This window comes from Candidatus Aminicenantes bacterium, assembly GCA_026393855.1.
GTDB lineage: Bacteria > Acidobacteriota > Aminicenantia > Aminicenantales > UBA4085 > UBA4085.
Genome location: JAPKZJ010000034.1, coordinates 1 through 17,196 on the forward strand (window position 1 = coordinate 1; position 17,196 = coordinate 17,196).

The 17,196-nt window shown below is 62.5% G+C and carries 19 protein-coding genes; 2 read left to right on the forward strand and 17 right to left on the reverse strand.

The window, feature by feature from the left end; genetic code table 11:
- Positions 1-16: 16 nt before the first annotated feature.
- A complete protein-coding gene (locus NTZ26_04255) occupies positions 17-166 on the forward strand; it encodes a hypothetical protein (GenBank protein MCX6559705.1) in 150 nt (49 codons plus the stop codon).
- Between the two features lie 2 nt (positions 167-168).
- Here NTZ26_04255 and NTZ26_04260 read toward each other — a convergent pair whose 3' ends face one another.
- The 17 genes from NTZ26_04260 to rpmH all read right to left on the reverse strand — a co-directional run bounded on the left by NTZ26_04260 (position 169) and on the right by rpmH (position 16,365).
- Positions 169-1,260: a sugar phosphate nucleotidyltransferase gene (locus NTZ26_04260; protein ID MCX6559706.1), complete on the reverse strand. Its 1,092-nt coding sequence runs from the start codon at positions 1,258-1,260 to the stop codon at positions 169-171.
- Positions 1,257-2,618 carry a phosphomannomutase/phosphoglucomutase gene (locus NTZ26_04265; GenBank protein MCX6559707.1) on the reverse strand — a complete coding sequence of 454 codons (1,362 nt, stop codon included), beginning with the start codon at positions 2,616-2,618 and terminating at the stop codon, positions 1,257-1,259. The genes NTZ26_04260 and NTZ26_04265 overlap by 4 nt, the downstream gene beginning before the upstream one ends.
- Positions 2,619-2,644: 26 nt before the next feature.
- Positions 2,645-3,184 carry an HAD-IIIA family hydrolase gene (locus tag NTZ26_04270; GenBank protein ID MCX6559708.1) on the reverse strand — a complete coding sequence of 180 codons (540 nt, stop codon included), beginning with the start codon at positions 3,182-3,184 and terminating at the stop codon, positions 2,645-2,647.
- Positions 3,184-4,155 (reverse strand): KpsF/GutQ family sugar-phosphate isomerase, encoded by a 972-nt coding sequence (locus tag NTZ26_04275; protein MCX6559709.1) that lies wholly within the window; start codon positions 4,153-4,155, stop codon positions 3,184-3,186. Before NTZ26_04275 ends, NTZ26_04270 begins: the two co-directional genes overlap by 1 nt.
- Complete coding sequence (gene kdsA, locus NTZ26_04280) at positions 4,152-4,994, reverse strand: 3-deoxy-8-phosphooctulonate synthase (protein MCX6559710.1); 843 nt, start codon at positions 4,992-4,994, stop codon at positions 4,152-4,154. Before kdsA ends, NTZ26_04275 begins: the two co-directional genes overlap by 4 nt.
- Positions 4,963-6,573, reverse strand: coding sequence for a CTP synthase (locus NTZ26_04285; GenBank protein MCX6559711.1), 1,611 nt, complete (start codon positions 6,571-6,573; stop codon positions 4,963-4,965). Before NTZ26_04285 ends, kdsA begins: the two co-directional genes overlap by 32 nt.
- Complete coding sequence (gene kdsB / locus NTZ26_04290) at positions 6,570-7,283, reverse strand: 3-deoxy-manno-octulosonate cytidylyltransferase (GenBank protein MCX6559712.1); 714 nt, start codon at positions 7,281-7,283, stop codon at positions 6,570-6,572. Before kdsB ends, NTZ26_04285 begins: the two co-directional genes overlap by 4 nt.
- 8 nt (positions 7,284-7,291) lie before the next feature.
- Positions 7,292-7,681, reverse strand: a complete 390-nt coding sequence (locus NTZ26_04295; GenBank protein MCX6559713.1) for a polymer-forming cytoskeletal protein — start codon at positions 7,679-7,681, stop codon at positions 7,292-7,294.
- The gene (locus tag NTZ26_04300; GenBank protein MCX6559714.1) at positions 7,678-8,526 is read right to left on the reverse strand and encodes a ParB/RepB/Spo0J family partition protein; all 849 of its coding nucleotides are present in this window, start codon (positions 8,524-8,526) and stop codon (positions 7,678-7,680) included. The genes NTZ26_04295 and NTZ26_04300 overlap by 4 nt, the downstream gene beginning before the upstream one ends.
- Positions 8,523-9,278 carry a ParA family protein gene (locus NTZ26_04305; protein ID MCX6559715.1) on the reverse strand — a complete coding sequence of 252 codons (756 nt, stop codon included), beginning with the start codon at positions 9,276-9,278 and terminating at the stop codon, positions 8,523-8,525. Before NTZ26_04305 ends, NTZ26_04300 begins: the two co-directional genes overlap by 4 nt.
- Positions 9,271-11,157 carry a tRNA uridine-5-carboxymethylaminomethyl(34) synthesis enzyme MnmG gene (gene mnmG / locus NTZ26_04310; protein MCX6559716.1) on the reverse strand — a complete coding sequence of 629 codons (1,887 nt, stop codon included), beginning with the start codon at positions 11,155-11,157 and terminating at the stop codon, positions 9,271-9,273. The genes NTZ26_04305 and mnmG overlap by 8 nt, the downstream gene beginning before the upstream one ends.
- Before the next feature lie 762 nt (positions 11,158-11,919).
- Positions 11,920-13,302, reverse strand: a complete 1,383-nt coding sequence (gene mnmE / locus NTZ26_04315; protein MCX6559717.1) for a tRNA uridine-5-carboxymethylaminomethyl(34) synthesis GTPase MnmE — start codon at positions 13,300-13,302, stop codon at positions 11,920-11,922.
- A 13-nt stretch (positions 13,303-13,315) separates the two neighbouring features.
- The gene (locus NTZ26_04320) at positions 13,316-13,972 is read right to left on the reverse strand and encodes a Jag N-terminal domain-containing protein (GenBank protein ID MCX6559718.1); all 657 of its coding nucleotides are present in this window, start codon (positions 13,970-13,972) and stop codon (positions 13,316-13,318) included.
- A complete protein-coding gene (gene yidC / locus NTZ26_04325; GenBank protein MCX6559719.1) occupies positions 13,950-15,647 on the reverse strand; it encodes a membrane protein insertase YidC in 1,698 nt (565 codons plus the stop codon). Before yidC ends, NTZ26_04320 begins: the two co-directional genes overlap by 23 nt.
- 10 nt (positions 15,648-15,657) lie before the next feature.
- Positions 15,658-15,867 (reverse strand): membrane protein insertion efficiency factor YidD, encoded by a 210-nt coding sequence (yidD, locus tag NTZ26_04330; GenBank protein ID MCX6559720.1) that lies wholly within the window; start codon positions 15,865-15,867, stop codon positions 15,658-15,660.
- A 4-nt stretch (positions 15,868-15,871) separates the two neighbouring features.
- Positions 15,872-16,231: a ribonuclease P protein component gene (rnpA, locus tag NTZ26_04335; GenBank protein ID MCX6559721.1), complete on the reverse strand. Its 360-nt coding sequence runs from the start codon at positions 16,229-16,231 to the stop codon at positions 15,872-15,874.
- A complete protein-coding gene (gene rpmH, locus NTZ26_04340) occupies positions 16,231-16,365 on the reverse strand; it encodes a 50S ribosomal protein L34 (protein ID MCX6559722.1) in 135 nt (44 codons plus the stop codon). Before rpmH ends, rnpA begins: the two co-directional genes overlap by 1 nt.
- A 311-nt stretch (positions 16,366-16,676) precedes the next feature.
- Here rpmH and NTZ26_04345 point away from each other — a divergent pair, with 311 nt between their 5' ends.
- Positions 16,677-17,195, forward strand: coding sequence for a hypothetical protein (locus NTZ26_04345; protein ID MCX6559723.1), 519 nt, complete (start codon positions 16,677-16,679; stop codon positions 17,193-17,195).
- Position 17,196: the final 1 nt, after the last annotated feature.

Here is a 17,196-nt window from a genome sequence, read left to right on the forward strand (position 1 = left end):
CTACATCGAATACCTTCTGGATCGGACCTTCTACAACAAGAGCCTGACGGCCCGCATCCTCAACATCTCCCGGACCGCCCTCTATGACCGCCTCGCCCTCGGCCAGTCCGACCCCGTCGAAGATCCCTCCTGGCTGACCAAGACGGACCGTCTCTCCAGCCACTGAAGCTAGATCTGTTTGACGCGGCCGGAGCGGGCCAGAAAATCCAACACTTCCTTGACCCGCTGGTCCTGATCCCTGGCGCAAACAAGCAGGGCGTCCGGCGTGTCGACCACGATCAAATCCCGCACGCCGATGAGGGCGGTAAACCGCCCGGGATTGCGGCACAGCGTCCCCGACGAGTCAAGTTGCAGGACGTCGCCGACGGCCGCGTTGCCGTCCGCGTCTTTCTCCCAGACGTCGAATAGCGAGGACCAGGCCCCCACGTCCGACCAGCCGAAGTCGCCGCGCAGGACGACGACACCGCGGGCTCGCTCCATCAGGGCGTAGTCGATCGACAGGGCCGGGATCTCCCGGAAGACCGCCTTCAGCCGGGAGGCGGACTTGGCCCGCAGCGCGTCCAGGATGCGGACCCAATAGGGATGGAAGTCCGGGGCGAACGCTTCGAGGCGCTCGGCAAAGACCGAGGCCCGCCATAGGAACATGCCCGAGTTCCAGAGGTAGTTGCCCGCCTCCAGAAACGCCCGAGCCTGCTCCAGGCGGGGCTTTTCCTTGAACTCGGCCGCGGGGTAAAACACCTCGCCGGCGGCGACGAAGCCAGCGTCCTTCTCATACCGGATGTATCCGTAGCCCGTCGACGGGAAGGTGGGCGGAATGCCGAAGGTGACCAGGCAATCCTTAGCGGCCGCGGTCTTAGCGGCGGCCTTAAGCTTGCGCAGAAACGTCTTCCGGTCCCGGATCAGGTGGTCGGAGGCCAGGACCGCCACCACGGCCTCGGGATTGCGCAGATACACGGCGGCCGTCGCCAGGATGAGAGAAGGCGCCGTATTGCGGGCCGCGGGCTCGACCAGGAGATTGGCCGCCGGCAGCTCTGGCAGCAGACGGCGAATCGTCGCGGTATGGCCGGCCCCGGCCACGGTATAGACGTCGCGGGCCGGGATGAGCGGCAGAACGCGGTCGAGCGTCTCCCGGATCATGGCCGTCTCCCCCGCGATCGGCAGAAACTGCTTGGGCGATCGACGGCGGCTGAGCGGCCAGAACCGGGTGCCGCTGCCCCCGGCCATGATGACGGCCTTGAGGTCCGGCGCGCTCGCCTTCATTGGCCCAGCTTGTGGATCGCCTGGGCCACCAAGCCTTTGACCTCGGCCCGGATGGCCTCGAGATCCGCCTCAGTCTCGGCTTCGAAGCGCAGGACCAGGACGGCCTGGGTGTTGGACGCCCGGACGAGGGCCCAGCCGCGCGGGAAACGGGCTCGGACGCCGTCGATGTCGATGATCGGCACCCGGGCCTTCAGGGCGGCCTTAACCTCGTCGACGATCCGGAACTTGACCTCGTCGGAGGCATAGATGCGGATCTCGGGAGTGCTGAAAGTCCGGGGCAGGTCCGCCAGCATCGTCGAGACCTTGCGATCGGATTTGGCGACCAGTTCGACCAGCCGGGCCGAGGCGTAGATGGCGTCGTCGAACCCGTACCAGCGGTCGGCGAAGAACAAATGGCCGCTCATCTCGCCGGCCAGCAGGGCATGCTCCTCCTTGATCTTTTTCTTGATCAGGGAATGGCCGGTCTTCCACATGATCGGCCGCCCGCCGAGCTTGGCGATCTCGTCGTAGAGGACCTGGGTGGCCTTGACTTCGGAGATGATGGCCGCCCCGGGATGGTCTTTGAGGATGTCGCGGGCGAAAAGGATCATCAGCTGGTCGCCCCAGAGCAGGCGTCCGGCGTCGTCCACGACCCCGAGCCGGTCGGCGTCGCCGTCGTAGGCGATGCCCAAGTCGGCGCCCGTTTCCCGGACGGCCTTGACCAGGGCTTCCATGGCCTCGGGCAGGGTCGGGTCGGGATGATGGTTGGGGAATCGCCCGTCCATGTCGCAGAAGAGCTCCGTCACCTTGCAGCCCAGCTTCCGGAAGATCGGCACGGCCACGACGCCGCCGGTTCCGTTGCCTGCATCGATGACGATCGAGAGCGGTCGGGCCGGCTTGATCAGCCCCAGAACATAGGCCGTGTACTCGGGGATGATGTCTAATTGCGTTTCCTCGCCGGGGCCCTCGGTCGGCAGGTCGCCGGCTTCGATCAGCCGCCGTACGTCCTGGATCGCGTCGCCATAGAGAGTGTCCTGGCCGCACATCATCTTGAAGCCGTTGTACTCCGGCGGGTTGTGCGAACCGGTGATCATGACCCCGGCCTCGAGGCCGCGGTGGAAGATCATGAAATAGAGGAGCGGCGTCGGCACCGTCCCGATCGAAACGACGGAGCATCCGGCCGCGCGCAAGCCCTGGCTCAAGGCCTCGGCGTAGGCCGGCGAGCTCAACCGGCAGTCCCGGCCCATGGCCACCCGGCGCTTGTCCCGGCGCCGGAAATAGACGCCCATGGCCAGGCCGAGCGTCCGGACGACCTCGGGGGTCAGGTCCTGGTCGACGATGCCGCGGATGTCGTATTCGCGGAAGATGCTGGGGTTGATCGTCAAGGAGTCCTCCCTTCTCGGCGTCAGAGCTTGCGGTCGAAAATGGTCTTGAACTCGGCCGTTACGAGATCCCATTTCCGTTGGGCCGTGAGAATGTAATCGACGAGCTCGCGGTAGGCGCCGCGGCCGCCCCGGGCCTTGCAGACATAGTGGACGCTCTTGCGCACGGCCGGATGGGCGTCGGCCACGGCGGCCGAGAAGCCCGCCATCCGCAGGACCGCCAGGTCGCCCAGGTCGTCGCCGATGAAGGCCACTTCCTCCGGCCGGAGGCCATGGCGTGTCAGGATGTCGCGGAACGGCGGCATCTTGTCGACGGCCCCCTGGACGAGCTCGTCGATCTTCAGCCGGGCCGCCCGGTGCTCCAGGCCGCGCGAGCGTTTGCCGGTGATGATGCCCAGCTTGAGCCCGGCCAATTGGGCCAGTAGGACGGCCAGCCCGTCCTTGACATGGTAGGACTTGATCTCCTCCCCGTCCGGCATTACGGCCAAGGTGCCGTCGGTCAGCGTCCCATCCACGTCGGTCAGGATCATACGGATCCGACGGGCCCGGGCACGGTTGGTCATCAGAACATCTCCGTGCGCCACAGGTCGTGGAGGTGGATGATGCCGACCGCCCGACCGTCGTCGTCCAGGACCACGAGCGAGGTGATCCGCTTGGCCTCCATCAGGTTGAGGGCCTCGGTGGCTAAGCCGGCCCGGCCGACCGTGACGGGATCCTTGGTCATGCCCTCGGCCGCGGTCAGCCCGAAGAGGGCGTCCCGATGGAGCCGGATGAGGCGCCGCAGGTCGCCGTCGGTGATGACGCCGGCCAAGCGGCCGTCGGCATCGAGAACGCAGGTCATGCCCAGCCGCTTGCGGGTCATCTCTTCCACGGCCTCGGCCATCGGCGCGGCCAGGCCGACGCCGGGGATGTCGCGGCCTTTATGCATCAGCGATTCGACCTTGAGCAGCTTCTTGCCCAGGGCGCCTTTGGGGTGGATGCGGGCGAAGTCCTTCTCGCCCAGGCCCTTCTTGCGCATGACCGCGATGGCCAGGGCGTCGCCCATGGCCAGGGCCGCGGTGGAGCTGGCCGTCGGCACCAGCCCGCTCGGCCCGGCTTCATGATCGACCCGGGCGTCGATGACGACGTCGCTGTAGCGGGCGATCCGGCTGTGCCGATTCCCGGTCAGGCTGATAAGCTTGACGCCGATCCGCTTGAAGAAGGTCAATAGGTCGATGATCTCCCGCGTCTCGCCGCTGTAGGAGACGGCCAGGACGACGTCGTCCTTGAGGATCATGCCTAGGTCGCCGTGCCCGGCCTCGGCCGGATGGACGAACATGGCCGGCGTGCCGCAGCTGGCCAGGGTGGCGGCGATTTTTCGCCCCACCAGCCCCGACTTGCCCATGCCGATAACGATAATCCGGGCCTTGGTCCGGCAGATGATGTCGACGGCTTTGAGGAAGCCGTCGTCGAGCCGGCCGGCCAGGGCGCCGACGGCGCGGGCCTCAATGTCCAGAACCTCGCGGGCGGCCGCGAGGAGGTCTTTCTTGGTCATGCCCGTCCCCCACCAAGCGCCGCCTTCAGCCGGACGAGGCCCCGCAGCAGGGCTTCCAGCCGGCGAAGCGGGAAGGTATTGTGCTTGTCCGAAAGGGCCCGCTCGGGCGCCTCGTGGACTTCGAGGAAGAGGCCGTCGGCCCCCGCCGCCAGGGCGGCCCGGGCAATCGTCGGGATCTCCCCGGCCTCGCCGCCGCTCGCGGTCCCTTGGCCGCCGGGCCGCTGGACGCTGTGCGAGGCGTCGATGACGACCGGGCAGCCGAAGCTTTGCATCAGGGGGATGCCCCGGACGTCGACGACCAGATTGTTGTATCCGAAGGAAGTCCCCCGCTCAGTCAGTAGGATCCGGTCGTTCCCGCGGGAACGGACCTTGTCGACGGCATTCTTCATCTCGGCCGGGGACATGAACTGGCCTTTCTTGATGTTGATCGGCTTGCCCGTATCCGCGGCGGCCGCCAACAGGTCGGTCTGGCGGCAAAGGAAGGCGGGAATCTGGATGACGTCGAGGACGGCGGCCGCCCGCCCGGCCTGCCAGGCCTCGTGAATGTCGGAGAGGACGGGAACGCCGACCTCGTCCTTGACGGCCCGCAGCACGTCCAGGCCCGCTTCCAGCCCGGGGCCGCGGAAGGATTCGACCGAGGAGCGGTTGGCCTTGTCGAAGGAGGCCTTGAAGACAAACGGGATGCGGAGCCCCCGACAGACGGCGTCGATCCGGCGGGCCAAGGCCAGCGCATGCCGCCGGCTCTCGATGACGCAGGGTCCCGCGATCAGGAAAAGCCCCGCGCCGCCGCCGAGCGAAACGCCGGGACTAATGCTTACGCGTCTTGCCGCGGTGGGCATAGCTGGCTCCGATGAAGGCCCGGAAAAGCGGGTGCGGCTTGAGCGGGCGCGACTTGAACTCCGGATGGAATTGGCAGCCCAGGAACCACGGATGGTTCGGGATCTCGACGAGCTCGACCAGCCCGTAGTCGGGGTTTTTGCCCGAGATTCGCAGGCCCGCTTCCATCAGCGGCTTCTCATATTCGGGGTTGAACTCGAAGCGGTGGCGGTGGCGCTCGTAGATCTCGGGCGATCGGTAGGCCTCATAAGCCCGGGTGCCCTTCTCCAGGCGGCACAGGTACTGGCCCAGGCGCATCGTCCCGCCCAGGTCCTGGATGCCCTTCAGCTCGCGCCACTTGAAGAAGATTTTGAGCGCGGCCCCGGCGTCGAACTCGGTGCTGGTGGCGCCAGCCAGGCCGGCCACATGGCGGGCGAACTCGATTGTGGCGCATTGCATCCCCAGGCAGATGCCGAAGAAGGGAACCTTGTTCTCGCGGGCGAATTGGACGGCCCGGATCTTGCCCTCGATGCCGCGATGGCCGAAGCCCCCCGGAATGAGGATGCCGTCGGCGCCGCCCAGGATCTTATCGGGCTTGCCTTTCTGCAGATCCTCCGCCTCGATCCAGTGGACGTTGACCTTCAGGCGGTGGGCGATGCCGCCGTGGTCCAGGGCCTGTTTGAGGCTGATATAAGCGTCGCGCAGGCCGGCGTATTTGCCGACCAGGGCGATGTCGACCTCGTCCTTGGGGTTGCGGATGCGGCTGATCAGCGACTTCCACTGATCCAGATTCTGCCGGCGCGGCGCCAGGCCGAGCTTCTTGATCAGGATGGCGTCCAAGCCCTCGCGGGCGAACGTCAGCGGCACTTCGTAGATGTTTTCGACGTCTCGAGCCCCGATGACGGCCTCGACCGGGACGTTGGTGAAGAGCGAAATCTTGGTCTTGAGGTCGGCGCCCAGGGCTCGGTCCGTCCGGCAGAGCAGGACGTCCGGCTGGATCCCGATGGCCCGCAGCTCTTTGACGGTGTGCTGGGTGGGCTTGGTCTTGAGCTCGCCCGAGGTGCCGACGTAAGGCACCAAGGTCAGGTGGACGAAGACGGTGTTCTCCGGCCCCAGCTCGAGCCGCATCTGGCGGGTGGCCTCCAGGAAGGGCAGGCTCTCGATGTCGCCGACCGTGCCGCCGATCTCGTGGATGACGACGTCGTTGTCGGCGGTGACGGCCTCGAAGGCGCTCTTGATCTCGTCCGTGACATGGGGGATGACCTGGACGGTTTTGCCCAGGTACTCGCCGCGCCGCTCCCGGCGGATGATCAGCTCGTAGATCTTGCCGGCCGTCCAGCTGTGATACTTGGTCGTCCGAGTCGAGGTGAAGCGCTCGTAGTGGCCGAGGTCGAGGTCGGTCTCGGCGCCGTCATCGGTGACGAAGACCTCGCCGTGCTGGAAGGGGCTCATCGTCCCGGGATCGACGTTGAGGTAGGGGTCGAACTTCTGGATCGTGATCTTAAATCCATGGCTTTCCAGCAGGCGCCCGATCGAGGCTGCGGCGATGCCCTTGCCCAGGCCCGACAGGACGCCGCCCGTGACGAAGATGTGCTTGCTCATGACGTCCGCCTCTGCAGGAGATTTTCGACCTTGATTATATCCGCCGGCGCGTCGACGCTCAAGGTCGCGACGCGCGTCTCGACCATCCGGATGCGGAGGCCGGCGTCCAGGGCCCGCAGCTGCTCCAGCCGCTCGGCCCGCTCCAAGCGCGAGGGGGGCAAGTCCCGGTAGCCGAGCAGGACGTCGCGGCGGAAGGCATAAATACCTATATGCCGATAGAAATAGTCGGAACTATCGGACCGCAGCGCGGCCCGCGAGAAATAGAGGGCTTCCCCGCCGCGGTCGACGACGACCTTGACAACGTTGGGATCGGCCAGGAGGGCCGGGTCGGTCTCTCGGATCATAAGGGACGCCATCGCCGCGCCGGCCTCGACGGCCTCCACCAGAGGATCGAGCATGGCGCCTTCGATCAGGGGCTCGTCGCCCTGGATGTTGAGGATGATCCCGGCATCCGTCCGGGCCGCGACTTCGGCGACCCGATCGGTTCCCGATTCACACGCGGCTGAAGTCATCTCGGCTTCGGCCCCGAACCCGCGCGCGGCGTTAAAAATGCGCTCATCGTCCGTGGCCACGATAACGCGCTCAAGGCGGGTCGCCCGCGCGGCCCCATCATAAACCCATTGCACCATAGGCCGGCCCAGAATCGGAGCCAGCGGCTTGCCCGGAAACCGGGTGGCCCCATAACGGACGGGAATGATGCCAATGGCCAAGCCGGGCCTCACTGTTCGATGATCGACTTGACTTCGTCTTCGGTCGATTTGGATTCGAGCGTCTGGCAGTTCGCCTCGAGGTAGGCGCCTTCTTCGATGACCAGCTTGGGCGCCTGAATCGTCCCGAAGACGCGGCCGCGGCTGTGGATCTCGATCCGCTCGGTGGCCACGATCGTGCCCCGGAATTCGCCGTTGATCAGGGCGAAGGAGACATGAACGTCGGCCTCAACCTTGCCCCGCTCGCCGATGATCAGATGGGACTCGGAATCGATCCGGCCGCGAAAGAAGCCGTCTACGCGGAACGAGCCCTTGAACTTGAGCTCGCCGTTGAATTCAGTCCCGTCGTCGAAAAACCCGGTGATTTTGGTCTCGTCGATTTTGCGTTCCTTGTCTTTCATGCCTTCGCTCCCTTGATAAGGTCGAAAATCCGATTGAGGTCTTCCAGCGTGTAGTAATGGACCCTGATGACGCCCTTTTTGGCCGTGCCGTCGATCGTCACCTTGGTCCCCAAAACTCTGAGCAGCTCCTCCTGGACGGACTCCAGGTTGGGATCGAGCCGTCTTTTCGAACGGGGCTTGTCCGATGCGAGTTTGCGCCCGGCCGCGGCCGCTTCGGCCTCGCGGACGGAAAGCCCCTTGCTGATGATGCGGCGGGCTAGCTCGATCTGGCCACGCTCGTCTTCGACGGCCAGGATGGCCTTGGCATGGCCCATGCTCAACCGCCCGGCCCTGATATGCTCTTGGATCTCGGCCGCAAGCTTCAGGAGCCGCAGGGTATTCGTGACGGAAACCCGGTCCTTGCCGACTTTTTCGGCAACTTCCTGCTGGGTATAACCCAGCTCGTCCATCAGCCGATGATAGGCCATGGCCACTTCGACCGGGTTCAACTGTTCACGCTGGAGGTTTTCGATCAGCGATATCTCGAGCTGGCCTTCGCGCGGGATGTGGCGGACCAGAACGGGGATCTTGCGGAGCCCCGCTTTCTGGGCTGCGCGCCAGCGCCGCTCGCCGATGATGATTTTGTAGAAGCCGGACTCGGGGACGACTACGATCGGCTGCAGGACGCCGGCTTCGCGGATGGACGCGGCCAGCTCCTCGATTGCGTCGTCATTGAAATCCAGCCTCGGCTGGTCGGGATTCGGCTTGACCAGCTCAATATCGACATCAGCGAACTTCTCGTCCTTGAGGATCCCTAATTCCTCCGGAATGAACGCTTTGATTCCTTTACCCAGGGCTTTTTTCATTTCTGCAGGAACTCCTCGGCCAGATTCAGGTAAGCCTCCGCGCCGCGGGAGCGGATGTCGTAGAGCAGGACGGGTTTGCCGAAGCTGGGAGCCTCGGCCAATCGGATACTCCTGGGGATGACGACATTATAGACCACGGATTTTAGCGATTTTCGGACTTCATCCGATACCTGCTTGGACAGGTTCGTCCTCTCGTCGAACATCGTCAGGAGAATGCCCTCGATCGAGAGCTCGGGATTGAAATAGGACCGGACTTCGTTCAAGGTGTGAAGCAGGTCCGGAATCCCCTCCATACAGAAGAATTCCGTCTGGACAGGGATCAGAATGGAATCTGCGGCCGAGAGGGCGTTGATAGTCAGAAATCCAAGGGATGGGGGGCAATCGATAAAAATATAATTGAACCGCGGCCTTGCTTTTTCGAGGGTTTCGCGAAGGGCATATTCGCGCTTCTCCCGCGAATAAAGCTCGGCCTCGACGCCGGCCAGCTCGGGCGAACAGGGGCAAACATAGAGGTTGTCCTGGGCCGTTCCGACGATGCAGTCCATGATGTCGCGGCCGTTCATCATAGCTTGATAAATGCCTTTGTTGGATTCGCGCGGGATGCCCAGCCCCGCCGTGGCCATCCCCTGGGGATCGAAGTCGACAAGAAGAATTCGCTGTTTTTTAAGGGCCAGCGCGGCGGCCAGATTAATCGAGGTCGTGGTCTTCCCCACGCCTCCTTTTTGATTGGCGACGGCGACGATTTTATTCATGGGCCTTGGATGTTCCACGTGGAACATCGGGGCTTGATTTGCGCTTTTTCGCGGCCGCCCCGACATGAAGATAGACGCTGAAAACATCCGAAGGTGTCAATCCGGGGATTTTTTTCATCTCGCCTATCGTTCTCGGTTTCGCTTGGCTCATTTTTTCGTTTGCTTCCCGAGTCAGGCCGCGGATCGCTTTCAAGTCGATCGCGGCTGGAATTTTTAGTCCGTCGATCTTACGAAACTTGGAAATCTCTTTTTCCTGCTTCCGAAGATAGCCTTCGTACTTGATCTCGGCCTCGATATGCCGAGCCTCTTCCTCGCCAAGGGGATCTGGAAATCGGGCGTATTGTAACACATCGGCCCAGCGGTTTTCAGGCTTTTTCAAGTACTCTACCAGGCTGATGCTGTCGTTTTTCTTATTTCTGACCCGCGTGGCCGCCAGAAGCTTGAAAACGCGTCCAATCCTCTCCCTGCGGCGCAAAAAATCCTCATAGACCTCGGGCGGAAGAAGACCGATCTCCCGGCCGCGGGGCATCATCCGGACGTCGGCGTTGTCGATCCTCAAATGCAATCGGCGCTCGGATCTGGCCGTAAATAACCGATACGGTTCCACGACGCCTTTACCGACCAGATCATCGATCAGAACGCCTAGGTATGATTCGCGCCGGTCGGGAACGAACGGGGCCCGTCTTTTTATCTTAAGCGCGGCGTTGACGCCGGCCGCCAGCCCTTGGGCGGCCGCCTCCTCATAGCCCGACGTTCCGTTGATCTGGCCGGCCAAATAGAGTCCGGCCGCCAAGCGGGATTCCAGCGTCGGATGGAGATCGACGGACGCGAAAGCATCATACTCGATGGCATAGCCGGGTCGCAGGATCCCGGCTCCGTCGAGGCCGGGGATGCTTCGCAGGATTTCCTTCTGCACTTCGAACGGGAGACTCGTGGAAAGGCCGTTGACGTACACTTCGCTGGTTTCCAAGCCTTCCGGCTCCAAAAAGAACTGATGCCGGGGGTGATGGGGGAATTTGACGACCTTGTCCTCGATCGAAGGGCAATAGCGCGCCCCGACGCCCTTGATGGCGCCAGCGAAAAGGGGCGATTTATCGATGTTCCGGCGAATGACTCGGTGCGTTTCCGGAGTCGTATGCCCCACATGGCAGAGAACTTTGTTTTCCAGACGCTCCCGAGTCCGGTAGGAAAAAGGCACCGGCGGCTCGTCGCCCGCCTGCGCCTCAAACTGGGTCCAATCGATCGTTTCGCGGTCCAGGCGCATGGGCGTTCCCGTCTTGAGGCGGAAGACCCGATGCCCCAGCTTCTGCAAGCTGTCGCTGAGCGCCAGGGACGCGGGCTCGTTGGCCCGGCCGGCCGGGTACTGACTCGCGCCGATATGGATGAGCCCGTTGAGGAAAGTCCCAGGCGTCACGACGACGGCCTTGGCCCCCAGTCGCGATCCGTCTATCAATTGGACGCCGTTCGTTTGGCCGTTCTTGACCAGGATCTCCGTGACGATTCCCTGGAAAAGATGGAGATTCGGCGTCGCCTCGAGAACGGCTGTCATCGCCCGCCGGTACCGGGCTTTGTCGCATTGGGCCCGCGGGGCTTGCACAGCCGCACCCCGGCTGCGATTGAGGAGGCGAAATTGGATGCCGGTCTGATCCGCCAGGACGCCCATCAGCCCGCCCAGGGCGTCGATTTCGCGGACAAGATGTCCCTTGGCCAGCCCGCCGATGGCCGGATTGCAGGACATTTGGGCAATTGTCTCCAGATGGATCGTCGTCAGGCAGACACTGAGGCCCAAGGTCGCCACGGCGTAGGCCGCCTCGCAACCGGCGTGTCCGGCGCCGACGACAATGACGTCGTACGTTTCGGAAAAACCGGTTTGAGCCATTTCTTTTCGCCGTCGGCGCGTCCCGGCGGCCAATTCGGATTATCGCACAGACCGCAAGCCTTAAAAAATAAATCTTTTCCCATCTCCGGGAAATAAGCGCGGTTCGGGGTATGCCGTTGGGGGCAACGGTATCATGCCGCGTGAACAGTTCCTTCTACAGTCGTGATCGTAGCGAGGGAACTACGCAGCAAGATTGGCCAATGGCGAAATAGCGAGCGGCGCCTTACCCCGAAGGCGCACAACACTTTTGATCCCATTGGTATCACCGCCCCTACCCCTCCTTCAAGGAGGGGATTGGTTCGCGCCTTCGGCTACAGGTGCCGAGGGAAGCCAATCCTCGCGGGGACTTTCGAAGCGACGTCCCTACAAGGACTGCGAAGCGCTGCAACCGCCGAGGGCTGTTTGAGCACGCGACCACCCAACGGAATCGAAACGGAGTGGGTGGTCTCCAAGAACGGACGATCATGAATGCGCAGTTCCGCCCTCGCGGGGACTGTCGATGCGACGTCCCTACGAGGACTGCGAAGCGCTGGAGGCGCCGAAGAGAGCTGTGGGAAAAACAAACAGGAGCTCGCCGCCCTCATTCGGACAGTCGGGGCGACTTTCCGAATGAGGACCGCGCAAAGCCTGGCCGGGCCAATCAATGCGCCGTCGATAGCTGTTGGATTGAGGGCTCACGAAAGAAACTGATCACGGCGCATCGCACCGTTGCCCCCAACGGTGACTCCGGGCCGCGTTTCCCGGAGATGAACGAAGGACGGCTTATTTGCCCAGGCAGAAGCGGCTGAATACGCTTTCGATGACTTCGTCCGTCGAAATCTGCCCGGTCAGGCGCCCGATGCCGGTCAACGCGGGCTGGAGCTCTTCGGCCAGTATCTCAGCCCTGAACCCCTCTGCGGTGGTCCGGTAGGCATTCCGCAAGCTGCCGCATATCTCCTCCAGGATGAGCTTCTGGCGAAGATGAAGGACGGCATCGGGTTCCCTGCGTTGCCTGGCCCCGAATGTTCGATGGATCAATTCCCGCAGCGCGGCGATATTGTCTCCGCGCAGGGCCGAAACGGCGATCGTCGGGGTGCTGGCGCGGAGAGAAAGGAAGGAGCGGATGTCGAATCGGCCGGCCCGATCGCTTTTATTGAAGACGAAAATCGCTTTTTTACCTGGAAAAGATCCAGCCAAAGTCCGATCCGCCCTTGAAGCCGGCCGCGAAGAGTCGAAGACAAAAACAACCCCGTCGGCCGCCCCGGCCTCCACGCGGCCGCGCCGGATGCCTTCGCGCTCGACGGGCGTCCGACCCAGGCCGAGACCGGCCATATCGACGATTTGGAAGACGGCTTCCTTGACGATCATCCGTTCCCGAAGAAAATCCCTTGTCGTCCCGGCTTCAGCCGAGACGATGGCTCGCGGCTGATCGAGCAGGGCGTTGAATAGGGTGGATTTGCCGACGTTCGTCCGCCCGGCCAAGGCTAGGCCGACCCCTTCCCGAAGCATACGGCCGGCGTCATAGCTCTCGATCATCCGTTCGACGACGGCCTGTAAAGCTCTCAGCCGTCCGGCGATTCCCGCTTCGGAAATCTCGAGCGCATCGTCGGGAAACTCGAAGGTGCTTTCCACATCGGCCAAAAGCTCGACCAGATCCGCCCTCAGCTTTCCGACTTTTTCCGTCAGGCCGCCCCGGACTTGGCGGAAGGCCGCTCGGGCTTGGGGCAGGGTAAAGGAGCGGATCAGAGAATCGACCGCCTCGGATTGCATAATATCCAGGCGGCCATTGAGAAAAGCGCGAAAAGTGAACTCTCCCGGTTGGGCCAAGCGGGCCCCGGCCCGAAGAGCCATGCGCAGGGCCTCTTCCAGGACAGCAGGACTGCCGTGGCAGCTGATTTCGACGATGTCCTGCCTGGTATATGATTTGGGGGCCCGGAAGTAGAGGAGGAACCCTTCGTCCAAGGGAACAGCACCCTTCCGGCCGAGGATATCTCCGAAAATGGCCCGGCGTTCCGGGAATCCGGTGCCGCCGGACCGGCGCGGTCGAAAGAGTCGCTTAGCGACGCCGACCGAACCGGGGCCGCTCAGTCGGAGGATGCCGATTCCCCCGGGGCCGGGGGGAGTCGCGACGGCCGCGATGGTGTCATCGGGGCCATGCTCGAACATCGGAACCCGGGGGTCAGGCTTCGCCTTCCCGGGGAGGCGTCCGCTTGCCGTCGCGGCCGGCGGCGTAGATCTTGATCCGCTTGAGGAATCCGTCGCCCAGGCTTTCGCTGGTCATGCCGGGGACTTGATTGACGGCGATATGGACGATCCGCCGTTCGTAAGGGTTCATCAGTTCGGTGATCTCGCTGCGGCCGTTCTGGCGGACATGCTGGGCCACTTCGAGAGCGTACTCGCGGATCTTCTTTTCCTTGCGCTTGCGGTAGAACTCGCAGTCCACCTGGACCTTCTCGCCGGAGACCTTGTTCAGGACGTGCTGCAGGGCCAGCAGGAGCTGGCCGTCCTTCCAGAGCAGCAGCTGCTTGTCGGGCCCGTCGAAGACGACGAACAGGATGTTGTTGCGCCGCTGGATGCGGTAGTTGATCTCGAGCGGAAAGACCTTGAGCAGGCGGTCTAGGAACGACGCCGCGGCGTCTTCAGGCGGGGCGGCCTTGGGCACGGCCCGGATGACGACTTCCTTGCTGATCCCGAATAAACGGGTCTTTTCGGTCACGATCTCGTAATTGAATTCGGCCCGGGTCAGCTTGAGGACGTGCTCGGCGTGGAGGATGGCATCCTCCAAATTCTTGCCTTTGAATTCCTGGAGGTCTTCACTTTTTGTTGGATTTTCCATTGGATTCGCCTTTTTTCCGCTTCATCATGCGATTGATCAGGGCCTGCTGAGCGATCTGCAGGACGTTGGACGTCAGCCAGTAGAGGACCAGGCCGCTCTGGAAATTCATGAAAAAGATGGTCATGACGAAGGGCATGATCATCATCATCTTGGCCTGGCTGGGGTCGGCCGAGGTCGGCGTCATCTTCTGGCTGATGAACTGGGTGATGCCCATCAGGACGGGGGTGACATAGTAGGGGTCGCGCACGGACAGGTCGCCGATCCAGAGAATCCAGGGGCTCTGGCGGAACTCGATGGCCGACCGCAGCATGCTGAAGATGCCGAAGAAGAAGGGGATCTGGATGAGCAGGGGCAGACAGCCGCCGGCGGGATTGACGCCGTGCTGCTTGTACAAGGCCATCATCTCCTCGTTCATCCGCCGCCGCTCCTGGATGTCGGTCTTGGACTTCTTGTACTTGTTGCGCAGGGCCTTGATCTTGGGCTGCAGCGCGGCCATCTTGGACATCGACTTGGTGCTGGCATAGGTCAGCGGGAAGAAGATGATCTTGATGATCAGGGTCAGGATGATGATCGACCAGCCCCAGTTGGGGAAGGCCCGGTGGATGACTTTGATGGTGGCGAAGAGGATCTCGGCGAAGATGCCGAAAGTGCCGAAACGGAGCAGCTTCTTGGCGTTATGGCCGAAGTCGGTCAGGAGGTCGTAATCCTTGGGGCCGATGAAAATCCGGCCGGGCCGGCTGGCCGCCAGGAAGAACAGGGCGCCCGTATCGGTATCTTTCCGGATCAGGGCGGCCGCTCCGGGCTTGGCCGCGGGCAGGATCAGGGCGCAGAAATAATTATCGTCGTAAGCCGCCCAGTCCAGGAAATTGAGGACGCTCCGCTCGGGCTTAAACTTGCGCTCGTCGACCCGGTAGAAGTTCTTGCCGGCCAAGGCGGTCATGCCGCCGCCGACGCCAAAGCTCTTTTGCAGCTCCTTGGCGGTGGGGTTGCCGATGCCCGGCCCCCACAGGACCCGCGGCTCGACGGGCTTGCCGCCCCGGAGGACCTTGATGTCGGCCTGAAAATCGTATTTCCCGCCGGTAAAAGTGTAGATCTTCTCGACTTCGATGTCTTTGCCGTCCGAGTACCGGAAGCGGAGCTCGCCCTTCTGGCCGTCTTTGATGATCAGGTCGGTTCCCAAAACTTCATAGAAGGAAGCGTTCAGGGGATCGGCCTGGACGGCCGGGAGATCGATGGTCGGGACGGCTCCGCCAGCGTCCTCGAGCAGGCTGAGGGGATGCACGCCAAGGGTTTCGGTGAGCCGGGGGACCATCTCCAGGGGCTGCTTTTTCTCGTCCAGGTGCTTTTTAAGCTTCCAACTGAGGAGGACGCCGCCTTTATTGGTCCAGACGGCCTCGAACAGGGAAGTATCGACTTTGGTTTTGATTTCGGCCGCAGCCGCGGCGGGCGGCGTAACGGGGAGGGAAGCGGTCGCCGTTTTCGCGGCGGCGCTTTTTTCTCCGGGCGCGCCGGCAGGCGGGTTTTGAGCGGCTACCGCCCCCGGGGCGGCGACGGTCTGGGCCGTGTCCGGAGTCACAATGCCGGGTTCCGGGACCTTCTTGTTGAACAAGAGCTGATACCCGAAAAGCACGACGAAGGACAAAACGATGGCCAACAGCAAGCGCTTGGTATCCATGAATGACCTCTTATGGCACGGGATCCACCCCTCCGGCATGGAAAGGGTGGCAGCGGAGCAGACGTTTAAGCCCAAGGACGAGCCCCTTGGCGGGTCCGTATTTCGTCACTGCTTCGGCGGTGTAATCCGAACAAGTCGGCCAATACCGGCAATGCGTGCCGATGATCGGGGAGAGCGTTTTCTTGTATATTTTTATTAATATCAATAATATACGAGTCATTGGCTCAATCTTCGGCCGGCCGGCTGCGAGCGATGTACTTCATGGCGGCTTGGTACTGCTTGAACAGCTCGCTCCATTCGGCCTGGCAAATTCCCATCCGGGCGATCACCAACATGTCCATGGTTCCCGGCACCAAATCCTTCTGCCGGCGAAACAGCTCCTTGGCCCGGCGGCGGGCCTTGTTCCTCTGGACGGCGTTGCCGATTTTGCGGCTGGCCACGGCCGACATGCGGGAAAATCCCAGCTCGTTCGGCCGAAAGATCAAGTTGAAAAATTTGCCGCGAAAACAGCCGCCGTTGCCGTAGAGATCGGAAAAATCCTTTTTCTTACGGATCCTCTCGCGAGGACCATAGGCTTCGGACATTAAAGGGCGAGGCGTTTCCTGCCTTTCGCCCGACGGTTCTTGATAACTTTTCGTCCGCCGGCCGTGCTCATGCGGACCAGGAACCCGTGGGTTTTCTTCTTTTTGCGGTTGTTGGGGTTAAATGTAGGCTTCATCGAAACTGTCCTTGTAAGGCGGGTATGTTAAACGACTGCGGCCTTTCTGTCAAGCCGTATTATCGCTAACAGTCGCCGAATTAACCCGTTAGACTCCCTGGGCTTTGCCGCCCTCGCCGCGACGGGCGAAACGCTGGTCGCTACGAGGACTGCGAAACGACTGCCCTCGCGAGGACTACCAAAGCGTTGCCGGGCCGAAACGCCGAACCATCCTCCCTGGACTTGGGCGATGAATCAATGATTTGACCCCGGGGCCGGAAAGGGCCGGAGTTTGACTTAGGAGGCCAAAACCGGTTATAATAGTCGTCTTCATGGATACTTTCAAGGTCGGAGACAGGGTCATCTACCCCAACCAGGGCCTCGGCGTCATCGAGGACGTTCAGGATCAGGCCTACGACGGTGAAAAGTTCCGCATTTACTGCCTCCGGATCAAGGCCAACAACACCCTGGTCATGGTCCCGGCTGCCTCGGCCGAGGAGATGGGCATCCGCAAGCTCATCAACGAACGGACCGTCAAGCAGATCTTCGATTACCTCCGCAAGGGGGCCATCGAAGTCTCGATGAACTGGAAGGGCCGCTACAAAGAACACGTCAACCTGATGAAGTCGGGGACGATCTTCGACATGGTCGCCGTTCTCAAGAGCCTTTATTACCTCAGCCTGATCAAGCCCCTGTCGTTCCGCGAGAAGAAGATGATGGAGAAGGCCAAGGAGCTGATCATCTCGGAGATCTCGGCCGCCTCCTCCCTGTCCATTCCCCAGATCGAGCGCAAGATCACCCTCACCCTGTCCAGCTGCTTCAAGGATCAGAAGCACGGACTCGAAGCCTGAG

Coding starts and splice junctions, on each gene's coding strand:
- NTZ26_04260 (MCX6559706.1), bottom strand. CDS start 1,260: ATGAAGGCGAGCGCGCCGGACCTCAAGGCCGTCATCATGGCCGGGGGC.
- NTZ26_04270 (MCX6559708.1), bottom strand. CDS start 3,184: ATGACCAACCGTGCCCGGGCCCGTCGGATCCGTATGATCCTGACCGAC.
- NTZ26_04275 (MCX6559709.1), bottom strand. CDS start 4,155: ATGACCAAGAAAGACCTCCTCGCGGCCGCCCGCGAGGTTCTGGACATT.
- kdsA (MCX6559710.1), bottom strand. CDS start 4,994: ATGCCCACCGCGGCAAGACGCGTAAGCATTAGTCCCGGCGTTTCGCTC.
- NTZ26_04285 (MCX6559711.1), bottom strand. CDS start 6,573: ATGAGCAAGCACATCTTCGTCACGGGCGGCGTCCTGTCGGGCCTGGGC.
- NTZ26_04295 (MCX6559713.1), bottom strand. CDS start 7,681: ATGAAAGACAAGGAACGCAAAATCGACGAGACCAAAATCACCGGGTTT.
- NTZ26_04300 (MCX6559714.1), bottom strand. CDS start 8,526: ATGAAAAAAGCCCTGGGTAAAGGAATCAAAGCGTTCATTCCGGAGGAA.
- NTZ26_04305 (MCX6559715.1), bottom strand. CDS start 9,278: ATGAATAAAATCGTCGCCGTCGCCAATCAAAAAGGAGGCGTGGGGAAG.
- mnmG (MCX6559716.1), bottom strand. CDS start 11,157: ATGGCTCAAACCGGTTTTTCCGAAACGTACGACGTCATTGTCGTCGGC.
- mnmE (MCX6559717.1), bottom strand. CDS start 13,302: ATGTTCGAGCATGGCCCCGATGACACCATCGCGGCCGTCGCGACTCCC.
- NTZ26_04320 (MCX6559718.1), bottom strand. CDS start 13,972: ATGGAAAATCCAACAAAAAGTGAAGACCTCCAGGAATTCAAAGGCAAG.
- yidC (MCX6559719.1), bottom strand. CDS start 15,647: ATGGATACCAAGCGCTTGCTGTTGGCCATCGTTTTGTCCTTCGTCGTG.
- yidD (MCX6559720.1), bottom strand. CDS start 15,867: ATGACTCGTATATTATTGATATTAATAAAAATATACAAGAAAACGCTC.
- rnpA (MCX6559721.1), bottom strand. CDS start 16,231: ATGTCCGAAGCCTATGGTCCTCGCGAGAGGATCCGTAAGAAAAAGGAT.
- rpmH (MCX6559722.1), bottom strand. CDS start 16,365: ATGAAGCCTACATTTAACCCCAACAACCGCAAAAAGAAGAAAACCCAC.
- NTZ26_04345 (MCX6559723.1), top strand. CDS start 16,677: ATGGATACTTTCAAGGTCGGAGACAGGGTCATCTACCCCAACCAGGGC.